Annotated in this window: 16 protein-coding genes; 4 read left to right on the top strand and 12 right to left on the bottom strand. The window is 70.2% G+C overall.

Annotation, left to right across the window (positions count from 1 at the left end; all coding sequences use genetic code 11):
* Nucleotides 1-32 precede the first annotated feature (32 nt).
* Both JAO81_RS29230 and JAO81_RS29225 read right to left on the bottom strand, forming a co-directional pair.
* Nucleotides 33-191, bottom strand: coding sequence for a hypothetical protein (locus JAO81_RS29230; RefSeq protein ID WP_199550959.1), 159 nt, complete (start codon nucleotides 189-191; stop codon nucleotides 33-35).
* A 135-nt stretch (nucleotides 192-326) separates the two neighbouring features.
* A complete protein-coding gene (locus JAO81_RS29225; RefSeq protein WP_199550958.1) occupies nucleotides 327-647 on the bottom strand; it encodes an acyl carrier protein in 321 nt (106 codons plus the stop codon).
* A gap of 477 nt (nucleotides 648-1,124) precedes the next feature.
* Here JAO81_RS29225 and JAO81_RS29220 point away from each other — a divergent pair, with 477 nt between their 5' ends.
* On the top strand, nucleotides 1,125-2,315 hold the full coding sequence (locus JAO81_RS29220) for a cytochrome P450 (RefSeq protein WP_233416086.1): 1,191 nt from the start codon (nucleotides 1,125-1,127) through the stop codon (nucleotides 2,313-2,315).
* A gap of 61 nt (nucleotides 2,316-2,376) precedes the next feature.
* Here the strand turns inward: JAO81_RS29220 and JAO81_RS29215 are convergent, their stop codons facing one another.
* The 3 genes from JAO81_RS29215 to JAO81_RS29205 all read right to left on the bottom strand — a co-directional run bounded on the left by JAO81_RS29215 (nucleotide 2,377) and on the right by JAO81_RS29205 (nucleotide 6,044).
* Entirely contained in the window at nucleotides 2,377-2,799 is a 423-nt protein-coding gene (locus JAO81_RS29215; protein ID WP_199550956.1) for a cobalamin B12-binding domain-containing protein, read from the bottom strand.
* 38 nt (nucleotides 2,800-2,837) lie between these two features.
* Nucleotides 2,838-4,421, bottom strand: a complete 1,584-nt coding sequence (locus tag JAO81_RS29210) for a methylmalonyl-CoA mutase (protein ID WP_199550955.1) — start codon at nucleotides 4,419-4,421, stop codon at nucleotides 2,838-2,840.
* A gap of 402 nt (nucleotides 4,422-4,823) precedes the next feature.
* Nucleotides 4,824-6,044, bottom strand: a complete 1,221-nt coding sequence (locus JAO81_RS29205; RefSeq protein ID WP_233416080.1) for a LacI family DNA-binding transcriptional regulator — start codon at nucleotides 6,042-6,044, stop codon at nucleotides 4,824-4,826.
* 183 nt (nucleotides 6,045-6,227) lie between these two features.
* Here JAO81_RS29205 and JAO81_RS29200 point away from each other — a divergent pair, with 183 nt between their 5' ends.
* Complete coding sequence (locus tag JAO81_RS29200; RefSeq protein WP_199550991.1) at nucleotides 6,228-6,371, top strand: hypothetical protein; 144 nt, start codon at nucleotides 6,228-6,230, stop codon at nucleotides 6,369-6,371.
* A 31-nt stretch (nucleotides 6,372-6,402) separates the two neighbouring features.
* On the opposite strand, the gene JAO81_RS29195 is transcribed toward JAO81_RS29200, so the two are convergent.
* Nucleotides 6,403-6,591 carry a hypothetical protein gene (locus JAO81_RS29195; RefSeq protein WP_199550990.1) on the bottom strand — a complete coding sequence of 63 codons (189 nt, stop codon included), beginning with the start codon at nucleotides 6,589-6,591 and terminating at the stop codon, nucleotides 6,403-6,405.
* 53 nt (nucleotides 6,592-6,644) lie between these two features.
* On the opposite strand from JAO81_RS29195, the gene JAO81_RS29190 reads away from it, so the two are divergent.
* Nucleotides 6,645-7,322, top strand: a complete 678-nt coding sequence (locus tag JAO81_RS29190) for a hypothetical protein (protein ID WP_307813824.1) — start codon at nucleotides 6,645-6,647, stop codon at nucleotides 7,320-7,322.
* A gap of 46 nt (nucleotides 7,323-7,368) precedes the next feature.
* Entirely contained in the window at nucleotides 7,369-7,785 is a 417-nt protein-coding gene (locus JAO81_RS29185; protein WP_199550953.1) for a hypothetical protein, read from the top strand.
* A 45-nt stretch (nucleotides 7,786-7,830) separates the two neighbouring features.
* Here the strand turns inward: JAO81_RS29185 and JAO81_RS29180 are convergent, their stop codons facing one another.
* From JAO81_RS29180 to JAO81_RS29155, 6 genes are all read right to left on the bottom strand, one after another.
* Nucleotides 7,831-9,177: a protein kinase gene (locus JAO81_RS29180; RefSeq protein ID WP_199550952.1), complete on the bottom strand. Its 1,347-nt coding sequence runs from the start codon at nucleotides 9,175-9,177 to the stop codon at nucleotides 7,831-7,833.
* Nucleotides 9,177-11,543 (bottom strand): AAA family ATPase, encoded by a 2,367-nt coding sequence (locus JAO81_RS29175; RefSeq protein ID WP_199550951.1) that lies wholly within the window; start codon nucleotides 11,541-11,543, stop codon nucleotides 9,177-9,179. Before JAO81_RS29175 ends, JAO81_RS29180 begins: the two co-directional genes overlap by 1 nt.
* A gap of 115 nt (nucleotides 11,544-11,658) precedes the next feature.
* Nucleotides 11,659-15,000, bottom strand: coding sequence for a WD40 repeat domain-containing serine/threonine protein kinase (locus tag JAO81_RS29170; RefSeq protein WP_199550950.1), 3,342 nt, complete (start codon nucleotides 14,998-15,000; stop codon nucleotides 11,659-11,661).
* Nucleotides 15,001-15,095: 95 nt separating this feature from the next.
* A complete protein-coding gene (locus tag JAO81_RS42860; protein ID WP_233416079.1) occupies nucleotides 15,096-17,576 on the bottom strand; it encodes a hypothetical protein in 2,481 nt (826 codons plus the stop codon).
* Between the two features lie 20 nt (nucleotides 17,577-17,596).
* Complete coding sequence (locus tag JAO81_RS29160; RefSeq protein WP_199550949.1) at nucleotides 17,597-18,040, bottom strand: hypothetical protein; 444 nt, start codon at nucleotides 18,038-18,040, stop codon at nucleotides 17,597-17,599.
* Nucleotides 18,037-18,447 carry a DUF6301 family protein gene (locus tag JAO81_RS29155; protein WP_233416078.1) on the bottom strand — a complete coding sequence of 137 codons (411 nt, stop codon included), beginning with the start codon at nucleotides 18,445-18,447 and terminating at the stop codon, nucleotides 18,037-18,039. The genes JAO81_RS29160 and JAO81_RS29155 overlap by 4 nt, the downstream gene beginning before the upstream one ends.
* Between the last annotated feature and the right edge of the window lie 602 nt (nucleotides 18,448-19,049).

Raw genomic sequence — 19,049 nt, 5'->3', positions numbered from 1 at the left:
GGCGTCTCTTCTGCCGAGGCACAAGGGTGAGATCAGTCGACGCTCGGCAGAATGTGCGGCTCCGCGAGATCGTCCTCGTACCCCGCGAGGCGGATCGGCGCGGACCGCGCCCACACCTCGAGGCTGCCCAGCCGGTCCCGGCGCCGGTCGGTTGAGGACCGTTGGTCGCTGTTCGGCTTTTCTGGTGTCACCACGCGCTCCTTCTGTGTCGGGTAACCCTCGGCCGCACCGTCGACCCCTGCGCCGGGACGCCGCGCCCACCCGGTGGGGCATGGATCCGCGCCACGAGCCGAGGCGGCTTTGCGCTGCCCGCCGGTGACGAGCCGTCAGGCCATGATCCACGGGGGCTGGGCCCGCGTGGCGCCACCCGTCGACGGTCGCTGCGATCCCCACGCAGGCTGCTGTGCGGCGACCACGATCCCCCACAAGTGCCCTGCGGTCAGCGAGCGCACGGGAACCGCGAGCTGTCCGGCGAGGCTGACCCCCCAGGCGGACTCCAAGGCGCTGACGATCTGGATCAGGGCCATGGAATCAAGCCCGTATGCCGACATCGGGACAGCCGCATCGATGGGGTCGTTGTCCCCGACGCCGGGCAGGACCTGCCGCAGGATCTTCTCGAACTTCACGTTCCACGGGGCCTGAGCCATGGGTACACATTCCTTCCGGCAGGCAAGGCGGGCATGCTCCACCGTGCCCGCCCCGGCTCGAGCCGCCGTCGACGCTGGTTGGACTCCACCTCTGGATCAGCCGGCGCAGCAGCCCTCTCCGCCATGGCGCCACGCAGTCGTCGAGTGGCGCCATTTCCACCTCGACCGACAGGCAGGCGACAGGAAGGTCAACCGCACCGCACGAGATGCCGGCCCGTGAGGCCGCTGCGTCACACGCACCCCTTTGACGAGAACCGCTGCGCCCGGCCACTGCCGTATGGGTCAACTTCCCTTGCAATAGGGGCAGACAGCCCAGGTCGGACGCTGCGGACGTCGGCATACGAGTCCACCGGAAGCCGGCCTGAGCACCGCAAGCCGGAATGTGCCACAATGGCACCCCTGGGTGCCATCCTGGCGCCACGCGTGTCGAGAGGAAGAACTGTGAACCAAGCATCCCCTCCCCCGCACGGCCTGCCCATGGACCGCGACGCAGGACCCTTCAACCCGCCCCGAGCCATCACACGGTTGCGCGGGACCACCCCCGTCAGCCCGATGACCTTCCCCGACGGCCACCACGGCTGGCTGGTCACCGGGTACAGCGCGGCCCGAACGCTCCTGGCCGACACCCGGTTCAGCTCCCGTCAGGACCTCGGCCCCCTCCACATCCCGTACGAGATCCCGGGCATGCCGCCCGTCACCGAGCCCTCCCCGCAGGAGCCGGGCCTGTTCATCAGCATGGACCCGCCGGACCACACCCGGCTGCGGCGGATGCTCACGGGAGCTTTCACTGCCCGGCGCATGAAGCAACTCGAGGAGCACATCGTCGACATCGTCGAGCGGCGCCTCGAGGACATGGTGCGGCTGACGGGAGAGGTGGACCTGGTCAAGGAGTTCGCCCTGCCGGTGCCCGTGCTGGTGATCTGCGAAATGCTCGGCGTCCCCTTCGAGCACCGGGACAAGTTCCAGGCCGACACCACCAAGTTCATGGAGAAGGACGTGGTGCTCGAGGAGAAGATCGCGGCGTACGTGAGCCTCACAACGTTTCTGGGCGAACTGGTCGCACGCAAGCGCGCCGAACCCGCCGACGACCTCCTGTCCGACCTGGCCGGCCGCGACGACCTCGGCCTGGACGAAGTGACCGGCGTCGCCTTCTTGTTGCTGCTGGCGGGCTACGAGACCACGACCAACATGCTGGGGCTCGGCACCTTCGCCCTCCTCGAACACCCCGCGCAGCTGGCCGAATTGCGAGAACACCCGGAGCTGGCTCCCGACGCGGTCGAGGAGCTCCTGCGCTACTGCTCCGTCGCCGACGTCTTCTACCGCTACGCGACGCAGGACATCGAGCTCGAAGGCACCACCATCCCCGAAGGCTCCACGGTCGTGGTCTCCCTGCTGGCGGCCAACCGCGACCCCGAGCGGTTCGAGAACCCGGACACGCTGGACATCCGTCGCACAGCCCGCGGCCACCTCTCCTTCGGCCACGGCGTCCACCAGTGCCTGGGCCAGCAACTGGCCCGGATCGAGATGCGCGCCGGATTCGCCGGCCTGCTGCGCCGGTTCCCCGACCTGCGCCTCGCCGTGCCTGCGGACGATGTGCCCCTGCGGACCAACATGAACATCTACGGCGTCCATGCCCTGCCGGTCACCTGGACCCGAACCGCCCCCTAGCCGACGGCGGTTCAGGCCGTGCCGGGGAGGAGATCACCACCTGGTACGGCCGCCGCGCGGCTCACGCACGGCCCACGACCCGCATGCTGTCCCGCACCCACTCGGTCACCACATGGGTGGGCGTGCCGGGGGTGAACAGAGCGGCCACCCCCATCCGGTGCAGCGCGTCGATGTCGGCCTCGGGAATGATGCCGCCGCCGAACACCGTGATGTCCTCGGCACCTTCCTCCCGCAGGAGCCTCAGCACATCGGCGAACAGGGTCATATGGGCGCCCGACAGCACGGAAAGCCCGATGGCGTCGACATCCTCCTGTACCGCCGTGTCCACGATCTGCCGTGGCGTCTGGTGCAGGCCGGTATAGATGACCTCCACCCCCGCGTCCCGCAGGGCCCGGGCGATGACCTTGGCGCCACGGTCGTGCCCGTCCAGGCCCGGCTTGGCGACCACCACGCGAATCGGTACGGCAGAGGTCTCGGTCGGCATCTGAATCCTCAAAGCATCGACGGGATACGGGGACGAGCTCAGAACGTGTCTCCGGGGACGTAGGTACCCCAGATCTCGCGCAGCGCGTTGCAGACCTCGCCGACGGTCGCCCGGGCCCGCAGAGCGTCCTTCATCGGGTAGAGGAGATTGTCCTCACCCTGAGCGGCCTTCTGCAGCGCGGTCAGGGCCTCGTCGACGGCGGACTGGTCACGCTGCGCACGCAGTTGGGCGAGGCGTTCGGCCTGTTGGGCTTCGATGGCGGGGTCGACGCGCAGCGGCTCATAGGGCTCTTCTTCATCGAGCTGGTAGCGGTTGACCCCGACGACGACGCGTTCGCCGGAGTCGGTCTGCAGAGCGATGCGGTAGGCGTTGCGTTCGATCTCGTCCTTCTGGAAGCCGCGTTCGATGGCGGCGACGGCACCGCCCAAGTCCTGCACCTTGTCCATCAGTTCGACGACTGCCGTCTCGACGTCATCGGTCAGCTTCTCCACCACGTAGGAGCCGGCGAAGGGATCCACGGTCGCGGTGACGTCCGTTTCGTAGGCGAGGACCTGCTGCGTACGCAGGGCCAGTCGGGCCGACTTGTCCGTGGGCAGGGCAATGGCCTCGTCGAAGGAGTTGGTGTGCAGTGACTGCGTGCCGCCGAGAACCGCGGCCAGTCCCTGCACCGCGACCCGGACCAGGTTCACCTCGGGCTGCTGGGCCGTGAGTTGCACGCCGGCCGTCTGCGTGTGGAACCGCAGCATCATCGACTTCGGGTTGACCGCCCCGAACTCCTCCCGCATCACCCGCGCCCAGATCCGGCGCGCGGCACGGAACTTCGCCACCTCCTCCAGGAGGGTGGTGCGAGCCACGAAGAAGAACGAAAGCCGAGGCGCGAAGTCGTCCACATCCATACCGGCGGCCACGGCCGTACGCACGTATTCGATGCCGTCGGCGAGCGTGAAGGCGATCTCCTGCGCGGGCGAGGCCCCCGCCTCCGCCATGTGGTAGCCGGAGATGGAGATGGTGTTCCACTTCGGAATCTCCGCCCGGCAGTACTGGAAGATGTCCGCGACCAACCGCAGCGACGGCTTGGGCGGGAAAATGTAGGTGCCCCGGGCGATGTACTCCTTCAGTACGTCGTTCTGGATCGTGCCCGTCAGCTGCTCCGCGCCCACCCCCTGCTCCTCGGCGACCAGTTGGTACAGGAGCAGCAGCAAGGCGGCCGGTGCGTTGATCGTCATCGACGTCGACACCCGGTCCAACGGAATCGAGTCGAACAGCACCCGCATGTCCTCGATGGAGTCGATGGCGACCCCCACCTTGCCGACTTCACCATGCGCGATCGGCGCGTCCGAGTCGTGGCCCATCTGGGTGGGCAGATCGAAGGCCACCGACAGACCGGTCGTACCGTGGGCGATCAGCTGCCGGTAGCGGGCATTGGACTCCGCAGCCGTACCGAACCCCGCGTACTGCCTCATCGTCCACGGTCGGCCGGTGTACATCGACCGGTACACACCACGCGTGTACGGATACGCTCCGGGCTCACCCAGCTTCGCCGGGTCCCAGCCTTCAAGGTCCTGTGGCCCGTAGAGCGGCTCAATGGGCAGTCCGGACTCGGATGTTCTGCCTTCACACATCGGTCATGGCCCCCGGAGCGTCATGCCGGCCGTAGCGCCGCGCCCGTACAGCGTGGGAGATGTCCCTCGAGCATCACTAGCGTGCCGCCGGGGCCGTGATCCACTGGCATGGGGCATACCACGGTACGGCGGATCCTCACGGTACGGAGCCGATCCCCTCCCCCTGAGAGGTGCCGAGGCGCGAGCTGCGCTCGAGTACGAAGGAGCCGGCGGGAGCGCGGAGCGCTCCAGTTTCTCGTCTTGGAAGGCGGAGCCTTCCCCGTTCTTGGAAGGCGGAGCCTTCCTCTGCTCCGGAGCGCGGAGCGCTCCTCGAAGGGCACCGCGGAGCGGTGCTGTGACGGCTGATCCGTCGCGTAGCGACGGCGCTGCGAGTCTGCGGAGCGGACCGCGCGCCAGGTCATGTTATTTACCAGGGCCTCCGAAGCCGGCAATGGACTCGACGGATATGGCACGGCGGACCTGCTCCATGCGGACGGGCATCGGCTCCCACCCGTGATGTCCGGCCATCACCCAGTTCAGGGCCCTCATGCCGCGCGCGAACGCCTGCGTCAGGCCCTGAGCCCGCAAAGTGATGCCCGGCGGCCCCGCCTTGGTGGGCACCAAGGTCACCCACAGCCCGGGCTCACCACCCTCCAGAGAGCTGGATTCGATCAACTCCTTCCGGACCGTGAGCCATTGCCGCACCGCCGCCCACCCTCCCTCCCCCAGTGCGTACCACTCGACTTCGGGCAGAGGTGCCAGCGCGTCCCGCGCCGCGACGACGCGGTGATACGTGGCCTCGGAGACCTGACGGCGCTGCCCCCACAGAACGGATCGCACGGTCGACGCAGACACACCGGCCACCTCGGCGATCTCCTCCGCTCGGTTCGGCGATGCCTTCTGCTGCCGGCGGCGCACCGCCACGGCCCGCTCCGCGGGTGCCAGATCGGAGAGCCGAAGCGCCGCGAGTTCACCGGAGCGCGGTGCGGCACGGAGCAGGATCGCCACCATCGCCAGCAGACGTGACCGGTCCTCGTACGACAGCCTGATGCCGTCCCGTTCGAGTGGCCCTTTCGCCGCCAGATCTGCCAGCCGCCTGTACAAGGTGGCCAAGGGTTCCGTGCGTACCGGTGTTTTGAGTTCGGGCTGCTGCACAGAGGGCAGCCAGACCTGCCGGCGAGCGGGCGCGGCCAGAGGGGCAAGAATCTTCAGGCAATCCCGCACGATACGCAGCGTGGCCAGGGGCAGTACCGGATCACGCCCTGCCTCCGGTGCGAGCGTTCTCAGCTCCCCCGTCTGTGCAAGCTCCCAGAACCTTCGCAGCGCACGCGCCGTGAAAAGCTCCGCTGCCGAGCGGCGGGCCCGGGCCGGGAACTCACTGTGTTCCAAGGCTCGGTCCCACATGGCGACCACCATCCACAACTGCCGGGCCCGTGCTCTGGAGACCTTCGTCGGCAGCCCCAACGTGCCTGCGATCGGCTTGCGGTCCTCCCAGGCCGCAGGGTCCTTCGGTGCCACCCTCTCCACCGCCTCGGCCAACTGCCGCACAGCGACTGCCTTGTACCGATGCACACTCACTCTGCACACCCACCCCTTCGCACCGTTGATCCGACCGCCGAACCACACCACGGCGAGCAGGGTCATGTTATTTACAAGAGCTCAATCGTGTGGCCGTTCGCACCGAACGGCACGTGCTGGACAGCGGACGGTACCGGTCATAGGTGGGGACACCGGGTGCAGGCCAGGTCAGACGCCGCCGTAGACTCCCCGGGGTCCGTCGCCCAGCGCGCCGGCCACCAGCATGTGAGCCAAGGAATGGAAACCGCAGTGAACGCCAGCACCGATGCGCCGATCTACGAGGAGCTCGTCAAGGAGCTCGGGGACGTCCCCGGCGACGTACGGTCGGTCGCCGAGAAGGAGCTGAACAGGCTCCAGGACGTCTTCGGCCTCGAGCGTCCCCGCAGGGCGTAGCAGCTCGGCGGCACCGCTCCGCAAGCCCCCGTCAGGTGGGGAAGGAGAAGTAGAGCGCGTCGCTGCAGAAGGACGCGAAATGCTGCTGCCAGTCGGTTCGCATCGACGCCGGCCAGGTGTCGTTCTCCCCGGCGCACGCCGCTGACAACGCTCCGGCGTGCAGAACGACCGTGACGACCTTCGACACCCAGTTCGGCGCGAGCCCGCAGGTGGGGGTCAAGCTCTGCGTTTCCTACTACGACGGCGACTACCAGGTCGACCCCTGAAGAGAAAATGCCCGCGCGCATACGTCAGGCCCATGCCACGATGCTGCTGCTCGGCCACAGGGCGGGGCAGCAGCTCCGGGAGTACGGCATGGGACTTGACTACAGCTACGAGATCTTCGTGCCCGCGCGCAACGTCGCCACCGCGCTGACCGCACTCACCGAGCTGGCACCGCGGGAGCGCCACGTACCGCCGCTCTCCCTCACATTGCCCGGCGGCATCGGACTCGAGGTCCCTTACACCTCGCAGTTCAAGAGCGATCCGGTCGACTGCTCCACCGCCGCCACGCTCGAACTCGACACCAGCATCATGGTCGCCCCTGACGACGCTGTCCTCGAGGACCGCGCCGGCCGCCCCACCGAGCCCGACGAGCTCGGCCGCATTCAGGTCGGCTACGTCTACCTGAGGGTCACGTTCGCGTCGCGACTCCACCCGGGATACGCCTCACTGGACTTCTGCGCGGCCACCTCGTCCATGAGCCGGATGTTCGAACGCTCCCCCAACATGCGCGCCGTGTTCACCGACCTGACCGCCGCCTGCGGCGGGGTGTGCTGCCTGCTAGACACCGAGTCCGACCACGTCACGATCTGCTGGCTCAACGGCCGCCCCGTCCATGACAGGGTCCCCGGCCCCCGCTTCCCCGACGACCGCGCCCTGGTCGACACCTGGCCGGACCCGCACCAGTAGCCCTGGCTCGCCGGCTCGCGGCGGGAACTGGCCGGGGTCACGTAGCGTGGATCACGAAGAGAAGAAGGGGGACGCTGCCGTGGAGTTGAAGACCGTTGGGATGTACCGGGAGATGTACGGGGGCCGGCACGACCACCTGCCGTCGTTCTACGACTCCGTGGCCACGGAGGAACTGCGCGACCGGGACGCCGTGTTGACTTACCTGCGCCGGGGGCCCGGTGTCTTCGACGTCATGACCGCCGAGCCGCACTTCTTCGAGGAGGACCGGCACATCCCTGGCGGTCCCTCGCTGCATTCGGACGGAGTGTGGCTGTGGCGGGTGGACTCCATCGAGTATCTGACGCAGCAGCCGCTGGTGATCCCGGTCGAGTTCGTCGCGCATGTGCGTGCTGCGGGGTATGAGCCTCCGGCATCCGTTGAATGGACGGATGAGTTGAGCGCGGCCGTGGATGTCTATTTCTGAGGGGCATGCGCGCAACTGTCGCTTCCGGGTGGGGATTTGCGGCGATTACGTGGCCTGTTCCAGCGCGATCCGGAAGTCCGCGGCGCTCCGGAAGCCGATCTCCGGGCGTTCGCGCAGGGCCTGATCGATGACGTCCGCGAGCGGCAGCGGCACACTGGGATCGCGCCGGCGAATGGGAACGGCCGGCTCCTGCAGGACGACCTGCCAGGGGTCCTTCCCCCGAGGGAATTCACGGGGTGTCTTCCCGGTGAGCGCGTGATAGAGGCAGGCGGCGAGCGCCCAGACGTCCACCGCGGGCGGCGCCTTGCGGAAGTTGACGACCTGTTGGCGTGGCATGAACATCGGCTTGCCCGCCGTCGCACCGGTCCGGGTGAGGCCGCTGAGGCCGGCCTGGTCGAAGGCCTTGCCGATGCCGAAGTCCGCGATCTTCGCCGTCATGGAGCCGTCCAGGAGAATGTTGGACGGGGTGAGATCGCGGTGGATGACGCCCTGCTCATGGGCGTGCTCCAGTCCGCGCAGGGCCTGCAGGGCCAGCGGGACGGCCTCGTCCGCGGGGAGGCGGCCGCCGCGTTCGGCCAGGAGGTGGTCGAGGCTGCCGCCGGTGCAGTACTCGGTGGTCAGATAGAAGGTGCCGCCTGCGAAGCCCGCGTCGTGCAGGGCGACCACGTGCGGGTGGCGCAGTGCCCGGGTCAGCCCCACCTCGCGCAGGAAGCGGGCCCGTGCCGTGGCGTTCGCCGCGACCTTGGGCAGCATCACCTTGAGCGCCACCTCCTCGCCGGTCGACTCGTGCCGCGCCAGATACACCGCGCCCATTCCGCCCCGGCCGAGCTCGCGCAGCACGGTGTAGCCGTGGATGGCCTTCAGGTCGGCGCGCCCGCCCTTCGCCTGCTCTAGCAGCTGCCTCAGCACGGCGGCGGGTTCCGACTGGCAGACAGCGCACAGCACTTCGCCGTCCCGGCCGGCGCCGCCCACCTCGCGGCCGCATCGGGCGCAGGCCCCGAGGACGAGGGTGGACTGCGCTCGCGTGACGCCGACGCGCAGCACGGTGTCGCCGATGCGGATCTCGTCGCCGTCGGACAGATCGTGTTCGGGGTAGGAGTCGCCCGCGGCCTCGGCGGGGGTGAGACCCTCACGGCGTTGGCCGATCTTCTCGCCGTTCACGTAGGTTCCGTTGAGGCTGCCGAAGTCACGGATGCGGATGTCGGGCGGGTTGATGTCGATCAGGCAATGGTGGCGGGAGACGGTGCGATGGTGCTCGTCGTTCGGCAGCCGCGGCGAGCAGTCGGCGGCGCGGCCGATGACGCAGGTGGCGCGGCCGTCGTAGACGTTCTCGGCCGGGTCGAGGCGTCCCTTGACGAGCGTGAGCTTGACGGTGGCGGGCGGCGGCGTCATCAGGGCTGCTCCGTTACGAAGGTCAGTGCCCCGCCCGCGGCATCCGCACGGACCGGCGCGCCGTCGAGGATGTCGCCGCTGAGAAGGGCGCGGGCGAGGGGCTGGACGAGGAGGCGTTCGACGGACTGCTCCAGGAAGCGTGCGCCGGCCCGGCGGTCGCTGCCGTGGCGCAGGAGCAGGGCACGGGCCGCGGGGGTGAGGGTCAGGGTGACGGCGCGGGCGGCCAGACGCGCGTGGACGCGCTCGAGGATCTTGTCGAGCACGGGCTCCAGATCGGCGTCGGCCAGCGGGGAGAACACGACGATCCGGGCGATCCGGCCCAGGAGTTCGGGACGCAGGTGCCGGCGCAGGGCGTCGAGGACCGGCCGGTGCGCGGGGTCCTCGGGACCGGGTCCGGCGGCGCGCGGGCCACCCCTGACTGCGGGCTCCCCGGTTCCGCCCGGGGACGCGACGGCGACCGGCGGCGCCCCTGCGAATCCGAAGCCTCCCGTCGGCCGCGCAGCCACCCCTGTGCCCAGATTCGACGTAAGGATCACGACCGCCTCGGAGAACGGCACCCGCCGCCCGCGCGCATCCGTCAGCTGACCCTCGTCGCAGATCTGCAGCAGTACGTCCAGGACTTCCGGATGCGCCTTCTCCACCTCGTCGAAGAGCACCACACTGTGCGGATGGTCCCGGAGCGGCCCGCTCAGCTGTCCCTCGCGGTCATGTCCGACGTATCCCGGTGGCGCACCGAGCAGCCGCGAAACGGCGTGCCGCTCCTTGTACTCGGACAGGTCGATACGGACCAGCCGCCGCTCGTCGGCGAAGAGGAACTCAGCCAGGGCCTTGGCCAGTTCCGTCTTCCCCGTGCCGGTCGGCCCCGCGAAGAGCAGCACCCCCACAGGTCGCCGCGGATCGCCGAGTCCGGACCGTCCGGTGCGCACCACCTCGGCCACGGCCCGTACGGCCTCGTCCTGCCCGACCACACGGCGGCGCAGCTGCTCCTCCATCGCAAGCAGTCGGTCCGCCTCCGCCCGCGCCACCTGGTGCAGCGGCAGCCGGGCCCGTTCGGCGACGACCGCCGCCACCTCGTCCCGGCCGATCGGCAGCGCCGGCTCCGGCTCGGTGTCCGGACTCAGCGTGCGGATACGGGCCGCCGCGCACGCATGGTCGAGGACATCGATGGCCTTGTCCGGCAGTCGCTGATCGGGCAGATGACGGATGGCCAGATCCACGGCAGCCTCCACCGCCTCCGGCTCGATCCGTACACCGTGGTGCGCGGCGAACGATTCGGCGACGCCGTTGAGTATCGCCACCGCCTCGTCCCGGTCGGGCTCGTCGACCCAGACGACCTCGAAGCGGCGCTGCAGCGCCGGATCGTCCTCGATGTCGCGACGGTATTCGCCGGGCGTCGTGGCCCCGATGCACCGCAGCTCACCTCGGGCGAGCGCGGGCTTGAGGATGTTCGCGGCGTCGCCGGCCCCGCGCCCGCCGGCCCGCAGGACGGTGTGCAGCTCATCGATGAAGAGGATCACCTCCGGCGCGTCCCGCGCCTCGGCCAGGACCGCTTGCATCCTCGCTTCGAAGTCCCCGCGGTACTGCGCGCCCGCCAGCAGCGCCGACATGGACAGCTCCACGATCCGCGCCCCGGCCAGCTCGGCGGGAGCGCCGGGCGACGCGAGCCGCTGGGCGAGGCCTTCGACGATGCCGGTCTTGCCGGTACCCGCGTGGCCGACGAGGACCGCGTTCGCCTTGCGCTGTCGGATGAGGATGCGGGCGAGGGTACGCAGCTCGGTGCCGCGGCCGATGAGCCTCGGCAGTTTGCCGGCCCGTGCCAGAGCGCTCACATCGCGTCCGTACAGGTCGAGATGAGGTGTGTCGGGCACCTCGGGGAAGAACGCCGCACTGGCGTTGCTGATCCCGTACGACGTGAGGACGAACCGGCCCACGGGCGTGAGTTCGCCGAGCACGGCTTGCAGCAGCTGCACGGCGCCGGCCTTCTCCGGGCCGGCCAGCTCCGTGGCGCGGCGCAGGGCCCTGCGTGCGGCGCGGCTCATCGGACGCTCGCCACCAGCGGGACCGCCTTCGACGGCGAGCGCCTCGCGCAGACTGCGGCGCAGCCGGCGCGGGCTGATTCCGGCGCGGGCGAAGCACACCATGACGCGCTGGGCATCGGCCTCCATCGCTTCCCGTACGCCCGATTCCTGCCGGCCGCGCGCAAGGATCGCCGCCAGATCAGGACGGCACAATGTGCCTATCCCCACCAGCAGGTGATCCGGCTCGACCTCGAGCGCCCGGCCGGAACGCGCCTCGACGAGGGCCCGGGCCAGCACGAACAGCACGCTGTCGGCGTAGGCGGGGTTCCCGCTCATGTCTGCGCTCATGGCGCGCCGCCATCTGTCGCGACCATCGGATCCCTGTCCCCCATCCCGAACGCGACCATCGAGCCCCTCCCCCGTCCCGCAGCACTTGGCACCCGCCAACACCAGCCGCTGAACGTCATCTTGCGGCTGTCAGCTCCCAGTCCAGTTCCCACAACCGCACGCTGCCGTCCTCGCTGCCCGACAGCAGGTAGCGGTCGTCCGGCGTCAGCGCCAAACCGTTGACCCGTCCGGTATGCCCTTCCAGCGTCCGGATGTGCCGTCCCGTGGCGATCTCCCAGATCCGTACATCGCCCTCCTCGTCCCCCGAGAACGCGAACAGCCCGTCCGAGCTCAGCCGCACCGTCCAGACCACGTCCTCGTCGTCCCGCTCCTTGCTCAGTCCCCGTACGAACTCTCCGGTCGCCGCGTCGGTCACCCACAGCGTCCAGTCCCCGTGCTGCCCGGCGCTCAGCACGATCCGGCCGTCCGCGCTCAGACACACCGACGTCACCCAGACACCTGGGTGCGCGGCGGTCACTTCCGTACCGGACTCCATGTCCCAGATGTGCAGCGTGCCGTCGAAGCCGGCGGACACCGCACGCCGCGCATCGGCGCTGAGCCACACGCTGTTGGACTGACCGCCCGGCAGCGTCCGTACCAAATCGACGGCCGTCAGGTCCCACAGCCGCAACTCGCCGTCCAGGCAAGCCGTCAGCACCAACCCGTCCGCACTCACCGACGCCGTTCCGCGATCCCCCGTCGCCCCCGTACCGCGACGGCCCCGCAGTCCGTCGCTCGGATCCGTGTTCAGCACCACGGGCCAGTGGCCGTGCGGGGCCGACCGCATGACGATGCGCCGCTGCCCGCTGGCCACCACCCGGCGCCCGTCCGACAGGAGCGCGACCGCCCCCGTACCGTCGTCCTTCCAGGTCGCGAGCTGCACCCCGGTCGTCGTGTCCCACAGCCGGACCTGCCCGCCGCCCGACGCACAGACCTTCACACCGTCCGGGGAGATCGCCACCGACCCCACCGACTGGATGTCCGTCAGTTCCCACGCCGCACGCACCGACCGCACCCCGCAGCGCACCGTCTCGGCGCCGAGGACCCGCCACAGTTCCAGCGCCCTCGGGTCGCTTGCGTGGCCGGGCACGGCCCTGGCGCGCTGCACCAGATCCACCGCCACCGAAGTCCGGCCCGCGGCAAGGGCCTTCTCGGCGCCGGCCAGGAGCGCGGCACTCCAGCGTCCGTGGCGGTCGAGGTCGGCCTGGCGCCGAGGCCTGGCGAGCACCGGGGTGGCGGTGAACGTGCCCGGGGGATCCCACTGCAGCCACCGCGCGTTGTCCATGTCCATGATCGTCGCCGCGCGGTCGCCGAGTCGCAGCCGCAGCTCCCCGAAGCGTGTGTTGTGGCCTTCGAAGGTCCGCAGGCACCGGCCTCGGTCCAGATCCCACAGACGTATACGGCTCTCGTCCTCGACCCCGGAGAGTGCGTAGCGACCGTCCGGGCTGAGGACGAGCCTCGTCACCGTCCAGCCCGGGGCGGTCATGGTAGCGATCTCCCGGCTCTGGTCGATGTCCCACACCTTGAGTTCGTGCCGGCGCGGACTGTTGATCGCGGCAACGACGGCACGCCGGCCGTCGCGGCTGAGGGCGACGGTGTCGACCTGATGACGGTGCGCCGGCATGGTCCACAGGAGACTGCGGGAGTCGAGATCCCAGGCCTGAACGGTGTCGTGACCGGTAAGGGTGAGGGCGCGGTCGTTGCTCACGTCGAATGCGGTGATGCCCTCCTGCGAGGTGAGGACGTAAGGCTGCCCGTCGGGGAAGCCCCAGGCGGTGAGGCCTGCGCCGGCCAGCGCCACGACGGTGCGGGCGTCGGGAGTCAGGCGCACCTCGCTGACCTGCGGCAGCCGCTTGACCCCGAGCCGGCGGTCCTCGGGCAGGTCCCACTGCCGTACGACGCCACCGGCATCGGCGGTGACCGCTCGGCGGGACGTGGCATCGACGGCGACGATATCCGTGTCGTGGCCGGTGAGGGTGCGGTGGACTTCGCCGGTCGGCAGGTGCCAGAGCTGGACCAGGCCGCCGGGCCCGCCGGCCAGCGCCCAACTCCCGTCCGGGTACAGCCGCACCTGCCCCGGCCTGCCCTTCCAGATTTCCTTCCAGGGCAGCGGTTGGGAGCGGTCCGTGGTGCCCTGGCCGGCGCCGAGCGCGGTGCGCAGCGCCGCGGCCTCCTCGGTGCGGGGGCGGGCGCTGTCCATTTCCTCCAGGAGCGGCTCGACGCTGCGGTGATCGGCGCGCTCCAGGTGGACCTGGGCCAGGAGATGGCGGGCCTGCCAGGCGTCGGTGGCGGTATCGGCACGGAGGCTTTCCAGTGAGGCGACGAATTCGTCGTCGAGCAGCTTGCCCTGCCGCCACTGATGCAGGCCGTGGTTGTACGTCGCGACGAGATGACGCGGGTCCGCGGCGAGCGCGGCCTCGAAGGCCTCCTCCGCGTCGGCGGTGCGGCCGAGGTCGAGGAGGGAGAGGGCACGGTTGTTCAGCTCGTCGGCGCGGAGATCGGCCCCGGCCGGTCGTGCACGTGGGTAGGGGGTGCCGGTCATGTCCTCGTACAGGCCGGTCAGTACGTCCGCCACGTCCGCCAGCGAGGCCGGCCTGCGGGCGGGATCCCGGCGCAGGCAGCGGGCGAGGAGGGCGCCGATGCCGTACGGCATGGGCGGCCCGTCCTCGTTGTCGGCCCGGTATTCGGCCAGGGCCTCTCCCGCGGCGGGACCGGCCAGCCAGGTCACCTCGCCTGTGAACATCTCGAGGACCAGGACGCCGAAGCTGTACACATCGGTGCGGCGGCTGACGCGCTCGCCGGCGGCCTGTTCGGGCGAGGCGTAGGCGAGGGTGAGGCCGGCGTGGGTGACGAGCAGAGAGCGCTCATCCTGCTCGGCGTCGGGCTGGGTGCTCGCGGCGGTGCTCGCGAGGGCCCGGGCGAGACCGAAGTCGGTGACCTTGACCGTGTCGTCGAGGTCGACGAGTACGTTGCCGGGCTTGACGTCCTGATGGACGAGACCGCGGCTGTGCGCGTAGTCGAGACCCCAGGCGACCTGGATGGCGAAGTCGACGATACGGGCCAGGGCTTCGGCGGGCCGGCCCTCGTGCAGCCGCCCGTCACGGATCCAGTCGGCAACGCTGCCGCCGCTGACGTACTCGGAGAAGACGCGCGGTATGCCGTCGATCGTGCGCACGTAATGGCAGCCGCACACATGCGGATGCAGTCCGAGGGACACCCAGGTCTCGGCCTCGGCCACGAACCGGTCGAGGAAGCCCGCGCCGGCGAGCAGCTCCGGGCGGGGCGACTTCATGGCCAGCATGACGCCCCACTCGAGGTGCTTCACACGGTGGACAAGCCCCATGCCTCCCTGCTCATGGACCATCCACACCTCGTACTGCCCGTCCACGACATACGGCTCCAGCCAACGCCCCTGCACCACAACTCCCCCGTGCCATCGCGTACTCCGCTGGTGATCAACCCTGCCACCTGCGCCACCCGCAAGGCATCCACTCCGCGGAACCCGGCGCCCCCTCAGGCGCCCGGAACGCTCTCCTCTCCTGCGGTGTCCTCGACGTTGGTGGCATCGCGCACGGCAGCGGCATCCAGTACCGCTCGAACCGCCGCGCACAAGGCGTCGTCATCGTGGACGGCACCCCAGTGGTCGTGACGTACGGGACGTTCGTCCGTCTCGAGGAGGGCGTGCAGCGCAGGTAGGGCCGGGGTGACGGACGCCGGGTGGACGGCGGCGACTTGGGCGAGGAGGCGCAGCGGGTCGAGGATGGTGGCGCCGGCGCTGCCGGGTGGCGGGCAGATTCCGACGAGGTCGACCAGGGCCTGGACGACCTGCTGCGGGGCGGAGGTGAGCTGCCACAGGCTCCCGACGGCCTGCATCGCGTCGAAGCTGTTGCCGTGTCCGATCCGCGCCCTGGCGGTGGCGGACAGCTGCCGCGCGACACGTTCGGCGACGGGAGGACGCGTGGCGGCGACCTCGGCAAGCAGCAGCAGGGCCTCCGTGCCATCCGGGGTCTGGTGGACATCGTCCGCGCTGCGCGCCGTCAACTCCAGGAGTCCGGGCAGCACTTCATCCGGATCACCGGTGACCCGCCACAGCGCCCGGGCCCGTTGCACGGCACCCTTGGGTGCATCGGACCAGCGGGCGGGCTTCCTGCTCAGCGCCTCGTGGAACAACTCGCGCAGCCGGTCTGCCGCCGAGGCGCCGAGTGATGCGCCGAGTGATGCGCCGAGCGTGACGCAGGCTCGGAGCAGGGTGGGCTCCGGCAGTCCGGGGCCGGGTTTCGGGAAGCCGCTGTGCTCGGTCGAGCGCAGCAGGGCGCGTACGGGCTCGTCGTCCCCGGTGAGTGCGTGGTACTCGAAAGGGCTGATGGAGGCGAGGTCCGGGTAGCCCGAGGCTGCCGGGTGCCTCAGCCGTCGGCGCAGCCGGTCGCGATGGGCGACGGCGACGGCGCCGCTGTCCAGCCGGAGCAGGGCGTGCGCGGCGGCCATCAACGTCGCGTCGTCATCGAGGAGTTCGATCAGCCGCGGGACGACCCGCCCGCCGTCCTGGTGCCATCGGCGCAGGGTCGAGTAGTACGAGTGCGGGTGGTGCGCCGAGGTCGCGAGGCGGGCCAGGAGCGGGTCGAGGAGCACGTCGGTGTGTGCGGCGAAGGAGGCGAGCGCCTCGGCGAGACTGAGGTCGCCGGCGTTCCAGCCGCGGTCGGTCGAACCGGTGCGGCCGGTGGTGAATCCTCCGCGGGCGGTGAGCAATGCGGCGAGGAAGGGCACGCAGCGGTCGTCGCCGATACGGCTCAGCGCCCAACTGGCGTGCTCCCGTACCGATTCGTCGACCTCGTCCGGCGCGGTGAGGCGGGCGGCGATACGGTCGGCCCACGGGCGCGCGGCCGCGCCGCACATGGCGAGCACGCGCAGAGCGAACAGACGGTTGTCCATATCTGTGTCGTCCACGAGCCCTGCTACGGCCGGCAGGAGCTCGGGCACCGCGGAGCGCCGGCGCGACATCAGTGCGGCAGCGACCCGGAGGCCGCCCGCGCGCGTCGCGGCGTCGTTGTGTCCCAACAGCGTGTGGGCGAGGGCGAGTCGTCCGGGCAGGTCCGCCCCGAGCCGTCGGTCGGCTTCGGTGATGACGTCGATCCGCGTGGCGACGTATTCCGCAGGAGAATCGACCGATGCTCCGGCGGAGGTGAGCAGTGCGTCGGTGGTGACGCGGGCGTGGCGAGGATCGGCATGGTCGGGCAGTGCGCGCCGCAGCGCCTCAACGGCGTACAGCCGGACGTCGTGGCGGACTTCGTCGTCCCATGCGATCCAGGCGTCGATGTCCTCGTCGAAGTCGGGCTCCTCGCCCTTGCCTTCGTCGGTCATACGCGACCGCAGCCACGCCAAGGCCTCTTCACGCTGCCCGACGGCGTAGCGGGCGAGTTCGCCGACCGCCAGCACGAAGCGTTCGGCCGGCCACAGGTCGGGCTCGCTCTCGAAGCGCGTCCGCAGGACGGGAATAAGGGCGTCCGCGTGGGCGGCCGCCTGTGCGAGTGCGCGGACCGCACCGGCCCGGATGAGGCCGTCCTCGTCGTCGAGCAGCGGCAGCAACCCGTCGGCGGCTTGCTCCCAGGCGGCCTGCCACGCCGGGTCGACGGTCGGACGCCACTTGCCCTTGAGGAGCGGGGCGACCTCCGCGGTGGGGGCGGCGTTGCCCGTCTCGGCGATCTCGGCGATCGTCCGCAGGATGTCGAAGCGCACCGTCACGTCCGGGTCCCGGGCGGCCTCGACGAGGAACGGCAGCATCTCGGCGGCCGCGGCCCGCACCGAACTGCCGTCACCGAGGGCCACGTAGTACAGGGTCGAGCACATCTCGTCGGCCGTGCTGCGGTCGGCCGACCAGAGCTCATCAAGCACCTGCGGGCCGTAGCGCTCGGTGCTGTAGGGATCGATCACCTTCGCCCAGTCGACCTGTGCGGCGAGCCGCGCCAGTCGTCGCACCTTCGCCTCCTGTGCGGACATGCGCCGCTCGCCGCCCTTCGTCAGGTCTGGGCGGCGAGGCCGAGGTGGGGCAAGGTCAGGGAGCGATTGCCCCTGCGCCCGTCCCATGCCTCGTAGACGAGTGCCTGCGGTCCTGTGATCCGCAGGCCGTCGCGCAGCCCGGTCACGGTCATCCCCGCCAGTTCGCGGTACGCGGCCGAAGGCGACGGCCAGGGCAGCTCCGCCCACCAGTTGTGGCCGTAGACGGTGTCCACGGGCGGCTTCCACCCCGCATCGGCGATCAGCCCGCTGCCCGCTTCCCCGGCGCGCAGTGCGGGGTCAAGGTGGTGATCGCCGGCCAGTTCGGCCTCGAGTGTGGTATCACTCTGCAGGAACTGCGCGTACCTGCCGGTCTGCCCGGCCTCTGTGATGATCAGCACCGAACCGGCGGACAGCGACGCCAGCTCCTCGGCGAGAGCCTCGCCGAACCCGTCCCAACCCGTCACAGCAGCCCCTCTTCGTACGCGTCCATCTGCCGGAGTTCCTCGTCGAGGGCCAGCCGGTCGTTGGTCGCCAGCTCCAGGTACACCGCGCTTCCCGAGTGACGCAGCACCAGCGTGGTGTCCGCACCGGCCCAGTGAATCTCGGCATCCGCACCCGGCCTGCGGTCCGTCGGTGCGCCCAGCGACGTACCCAGCGCGGCGGCCATCCTGACGAACGCGTCCAGCGGCAGGTCCCATTCGGCCGTGTAGTCGGTCAGGCGCAGCTTCACGCGCTCCACCAGCTGCCCGTCCTGCGCACTCCCCCCGCGGGTGGTGGCACGTCCGGCCTTCTTGAACCCGGTGTCGAGCAGCTCCCAGCGCGGCCGGATCATCAGCGCCTGACGCGGGAACCGCGCCGACCGCCTCGCCATCGGCGTGGCCCCCAGCTCTCATGTGCAGTCCAAGGACCGCAACCGTGCCGCGAACTCGACCACTTCGGCATCACTCAACGCCCGCCATTGCGTCATACGCCCTCAGAGGCGCGGCGCCCTCATCGGCCCGCCTCTGTCCTCCTCACGCTCCACGCGGCCATCCCGCACCGGCTGACACCTTGCTGTTCGTCGACACACCATCGCCTGGCCGGCCTCAAGTGACGGGGCAGGAAAGGTCCGGGGCGAGGCGCTTCCTCACCAGGAAGACAGAGGCCACACGAACCGCGTGCAGGCACTCCCGCCGAATGATCCGTCACAGATCGGGCCCTACAGGCTACTTGGTCGTCCGGGAGCCGGATCGGCCAGGCCACAACAAGGGCGGGAGGAGGTTCTCAAGGCACAAATCACCCTTCTTTGCGGGCCGTTGCCGTACCTGTCGTTGTTCCGGACGTCGCGCCCCGCACCGCCGCGATATTCCGCATGACGATGTCTGCGACTCTCGCCGTGGTGGGTGGCTTGGGGTCGTTCTCTGTCCGGGTGTGTGGGCGGTGCGGCGTCGGGTGGGGTCGGATTGCCGGTAGCGTGCAGTGTCCAATGGCGTC

Origin of the sequence: Streptomyces sp. N35 (assembly GCF_016464295.1) — a bacterium.
GTDB lineage: Bacteria > Actinomycetota > Actinomycetes > Streptomycetales > Streptomycetaceae > Streptomyces.
The sequence above is the reverse complement of the archived record's forward strand: the minus strand, read 5'-3'. Positions and strand labels throughout refer to the sequence as shown.